5 protein-coding genes are annotated in these 5,088 nt (G+C 42.9%); all 5 read right to left on the bottom strand.

What is annotated here, in order from left to right:
* A partial coding sequence (locus AC1DUA_RS22520; RefSeq protein WP_161405781.1) for a YlbF/YmcA family competence regulator occupies positions 1 to 465 on the bottom strand: 465 nt, incomplete at its 3' end.
* A 29-nt stretch (positions 466 to 494) separates the two neighbouring features.
* On the bottom strand, positions 495 to 1,976 hold the full coding sequence (gene miaB, locus AC1DUA_RS22515) for a tRNA (N6-isopentenyl adenosine(37)-C2)-methylthiotransferase MiaB (protein ID WP_477501904.1): 1,482 nt from the start codon (positions 1,974 to 1,976) through the stop codon (positions 495 to 497).
* A 135-nt stretch (positions 1,977 to 2,111) separates the two neighbouring features.
* Positions 2,112 to 2,681: a phosphate propanoyltransferase gene (pduL, locus tag AC1DUA_RS22510; RefSeq protein ID WP_477501903.1), complete on the bottom strand. Its 570-nt coding sequence runs from the start codon at positions 2,679 to 2,681 to the stop codon at positions 2,112 to 2,114.
* Positions 2,682 to 2,775: 94 nt separating this feature from the next.
* Positions 2,776 to 3,642, bottom strand: a complete 867-nt coding sequence (locus tag AC1DUA_RS22505; RefSeq protein WP_477501902.1) for a 2-oxoacid:ferredoxin oxidoreductase subunit beta — start codon at positions 3,640 to 3,642, stop codon at positions 2,776 to 2,778.
* A partial coding sequence (locus tag AC1DUA_RS22500) for a 2-oxoacid:acceptor oxidoreductase subunit alpha (protein ID WP_477501901.1) occupies positions 3,630 to 5,088 on the bottom strand: 1,459 nt, incomplete at its 5' end. The genes AC1DUA_RS22500 and AC1DUA_RS22505, both read right to left, overlap by 13 nt.

Here is a 5,088-nt window from a genome sequence, read left to right as displayed (position 1 = left end):
GTCACAAGATGTCGGTGCTTCTGAAGTTCCTGCTTCTACATTGATTTTATCGGAAATCGTATCACGAATGACCGACATGACCAGCTGTAGCAAATAATTAATATCATCTTGTGTTTGTTTGAACTCACTTACAATTGGAATTCCGTCTAATTCATCTTGCAGAACTTCGATTTCATTCTCAATCTTTTGCACCATTTTCTCGTTCTTGAACGTCTGGAAGGCGACAATTTCTTTTTGCTTCTTTTTGATGGAGCCAATCAAGACTTGGATATCCGGGTTTGTAGCGATTTGTTTCTCAGCCTTTTGGTAGAACTGTACTTCATTCGAAGTGGTTAACAAAGTAGCCAGTTCCTTGGCTTTGTCTAGAATATCTTCGCGAACGATCATTTCCGTATTCGTAAATTCCTCAACTTTAAAAGCATGAGGCTGGTTATCATGTTGGTGATCACATTGGGACACTTTCATTCACACTCCTATCTATATTAACAAACGTATTAGATGGATAGTTTCAAGGGCTTCTGAACAATTTCACCCTTCAAAATCCATGTTTGTGCATGCGTTACTTCTACATCGATCATTTTACCTATAAGCTCTTTGGAGCCGGTAAAATGAATCAACTTATTCGTTCGTGTGCGCCCAGCAAGTACATCGGCGTTGTTCTTACTTTCGCCTTCAACAAGTACTTCTACTGTTTGCCCGAGCAATTTCTCGTTACTCGCTTTACTGTGAGCATTCACAAGTTCATTCAAACGATACAAGCGCTGCTTCTTCACTTCCATCGGAACATTATCTTCCATTCCAGCAGCAGGTGTACCTTCGCGCGGCGAATAAATGAATGTAAACGCGAAATCGAATCCTACTTCTTCGTATAGAGACATCGTTTCATCGAACTGCTCGTCTGTCTCACCAGGGAAACCAACGATAATATCCGTAGTTAGCACAACGTCCGGCATCGTGGCTTTAATTTTGCGAGCCAGCTGCAAATAATGCTCTCTGGAATACTTTCTACTCATCCGTTTAAGGACTTCCGTATTCCCGGCTTGAACTGGCAGATGAATATGCTCGACCAGATTACCGCCTTGTCCTAATACTTCAATCAAGTCGTCATCAAAATCCCTTGGATGCGAAGTTGTAAACCGAATCCTTGGAACGTCAATTTTACGAATGTCATCCATCAAATTAGCGAAAGAGTAAGTAATATCTTCAAAGTCCTTGCCATAGGCATTGACGTTTTGTCCAAGCAGCGTAATTTCTTGAAATCCTTGACGTGCCAGATCTCTTACTTCAGCAAGCACATCCTGCGGTCTCCGGCTTCTCTCTTTGCCGCGTGTATACGGAACGATGCAGTATGTACAGAATTTGTCGCATCCGAACATGATGTTCACCCAAGCGCGGATTCCTTCCCGCTTCTTCGGTAAATTTTCAATAATGTCGCCTTCTTTGGACCATACTTCAACAACCATTTCTTTGTTATAAAAGGCATCCTTCAATAAGCCAGGCAGACGATGAATATTGTGTGTTCCAAAAATCAAATCAACAAAAGCATGCTTCTGCATAATCCGATTTACGACAGCTTCTTCCTGCGACATGCAACCACAAACACCAAGAACAAGTCCTGGCTTCTGTGCTTTGAGCGCCTTCAGGTGTCCAAGCTCACCGAACACTTTATCCTCCGCATTTTCACGGATCGCACAAGTATTCAACAGAATAACATCTGCTTGGTACTTGTCATCCGTCGTCTGATAACCCATTTGTTCAAGCAAGCCCCTCATAACTTCTGTATCATGCTCATTCATCTGGCATCCGTAAGTGCGAATCAAATAATATTTATCTTTGCCGAACCCCTGCATGTCCTCAGGGATATGGAAGTCATAGTGAACGGCGATTTCTTCTTTTCCGCGCTTCTTAGCATCTGACAGTGAAGGAGGCTGAAAATATTGGGAATAATCCTTATCGGATTTCACTTGGTTAGCCACTTTCGTTCCTCCTACGAGTTTGCGTTGGTAAAACTTACGTAATTCACAAATAATTACGCAACTTTTATTATAACATTACATGCCTATTTAGTACAAAAGGAAATTGGCATAACGGCAAAAACAATTCTTTTCGAACTAGTCAAGAATCTCAGCTATGTCCCCTGTTTTTACACCAGCTGCATTCCCTTCATCCGTGTCAATATGCATGTCCAAAGCAAATTGTTCGGATACACGAGCTATAACATTTTCAAAAATCAACGGTCTTTCGCCATTTACTTTGACACGCAGCAATTGTTTATCTTGGATACCCCATTTATCTGCATCTGATGTGTGAAAATGTATATGTCTAGCTGCTACAATCACACCTTGATCAAGCTCAACTTCCCCTACTGGACCAATTACCCTGAGACCCGGTGTTTCTTCGACATGACCTGATTCACGAACTGGTGGATTAATACCTAATGAAAAAGCATCCGTGCGCGAGATTTCTATTTGTGTAAAAGGACGTGCAGGACCCAGAATTCTCACTTTATCCATTTTACATTTTGGACCTACGATCGAAACTGTTTCTTGGGCTGCAAATTGTCCTGGTTGTGAAAGAGCCTTAAATTCTTTCAACTCATACCCTTCACCAAATAAAATGGTAATATGCGCCTCCGATAGGTGAATATGTCTGGCCGAAACTCCAACGGGAACTGTTTTCATACAATATCATCCTTTGAATTAGTATAGTTGTCAGTATTGCCGCTCAGCAAAAAGGGCATACGGATTATCTCCATATGCCCTCAAGGTCAAACCATTATTTAAATTCAGTGAGCATTTTGTTGAAGTCTGCTTCTGAAAGTTGAAGATCTTGTTTGGAAAGACCTTCTTTTGCAAAGCTAGGGATGGAATCTTCATAGCTCTTTTTATCTTTGTTTTGGTAAATGATACCTGTCAACATGGAGTTAGTTTCCATGATTTTGGTCATTGCCATTACGCGATTTGTGTAGTCATAATCAGGAATTTCATCCAGATCAACAATGTTCTCTTTGAACCAATCATACGTGTTTACTTTGTTGAAAGTTACGCATGGGCTGAAAACGTTGATTAAGGAGAACCCTTTGTGGTTCAAACCAGCTTCGATAACAGCAGTTAACTGTTTCAAGTTACTGGAGAAAGATTGTGCTACGAATGTTGCACCAGCAGCCATAGCTACTTCTAACGGAGAAATAGCAGACTCAATTGTACCTAGTGGTGTACTTTTCGTTTTGAAGCCTTCCGCACTACGTGGGGATGCTTGACCTTTTGTCAAACCGTAGATTTGGTTATCCATAACGATATAAGTTACGTCGATGTTACGACGAATCGCGTGTACTGTGTGACCCATACCGATTGCGAAGCCGTCTCCGTCACCACCGGAAGCAATAACTGTAAGGTCGCGGTTAGCCATTTTCACACCTTGTGCGATTGGTAAAGATCTACCATGAATACCGTGGAAACCATAAGCATTGATGTAACCGGAGATACGTCCGGAACAGCCGATACCGGATACGATTGCCAAACCTTCAGGCTCCAAACCAACATTAGCCGCTGCACGTTGAATAGCTGCTTGTACGGAGAAGTCTCCGCATCCTGGACACCAGTTTGGCTTTACATTGTTACGAAAATCTTTTAATGTTGCCATGCTAAAGTCAACTCCTTACATTTTTGTTCGATTTCTGCTGGAAGGAACGGATTACCGTTGTACTTCAGAACGTTTTTAATTTTATCTGCATGACCAACATGCAGTTTGATTTGATCAGCCAATTGACCAGTTGCGTTGTTTTCAACAACGATAACCGTTTTTGCTTTCTCAACAAGCGGTCTCAGCTGTTCAGCTGGGAACGGATGAATCAAGCGTACAGTCGCGTGGTTTGTTTTGATGCCTTCTAGTTCAACGCGGCGTCTTGCTTCATCAATTGTACCGCCAGTGGAACCCATACCGATGATCAAAAGATCTGGGTTCTCATGAGGAGCATCTGCTTTGATAGCATCCGTTACTTGAATGTGTTTCAACTTCTCAAGACGTTTATCCATCATTCTTTGACGATTCTCTGTGCTCTCCGAAGGGCGACCCGTTTGGTCATGCTCTACACCAGTTACGTGGTGAAGACCGTGTTTAACGCCTGGGATGACACGTGGAGATACACCATTCTCAGTGAACTCATAACGTTTGAACAATTGATTTGCTTCTTGCTCAGGAGCTTCTGTTACTAGAGCACCGCGATCGATTACGATACGGTTGTAGTCCAGCATTTCAGCGGATTGTTTACCCAAGGAAAGCTGAAGATCTGTCATTAGAATAACTGGGCATTGGTATTTCTCAGCCAAGTTGAAAGCTTCAATTGTATCATAGAAGCATTCTTCAATTGTGCTTGGGGACAGTACGATTTTCGGGATTTCACCGTGTGTACCGTATACCATTGCATTCAAGTCAGATTGTTCTTGTTTCGTTGGAAGACCTGTACTTGGACCGCCGCGTTGTGTATCAACGATAACAACTGGAGTTTCCGTCATACCAGCCAAACCGATTGCTTCCATCATCAAGGACAGACCAGGTCCAGCAGATGCTGTCAGTGCACGCGCACCAGCGTAGTTAGCGCCGATTGCCATTGTGCAAGCTGCGATCTCATCTTCTGTTTGGATAACTGTACCGCCGAATTTAGGAAGTGCTTTAATCAAGTATTCCATTACCTCGGAAGCAGGTGTAATTGGATATGCAGGCATGAAACGGCAGCCAGCAGCTACAGCTCCAAGAGCGATTGCATCGTTACCGATCATGAACAATTTTTGCATGCCGTCAGCCGGCTCTAATTGGAAGTCAGCGATTGGGCCGCCAGCCAATTCAAGTACGGATTCAGCACCTTTGCGAACTGCCTCGATGTTTTTCTCTACGACAGCTGCGCCTTTACGACCGAACTCTTCTTCAACAGCTTTATTAAACACATCAATCGGCAAACCGAGCAATGCCCAAGACGCTCCTGATGCGGCCATGTTCTTAAATAGGGATGTTCCTAGCTCTTCTGCAATTGCAGTAATTGGAACTGGAAATAGACGTGCTTTAATTCCTTCAGGTAAAACAGGGTTGAAT

The sequence above is a fragment of the Paenibacillus sp. 01T422 genome, from assembly GCF_056398785.1.
Note: the sequence above shows the minus strand (reverse complement) of the source record. Positions and strands in the feature narration are given on the sequence as shown.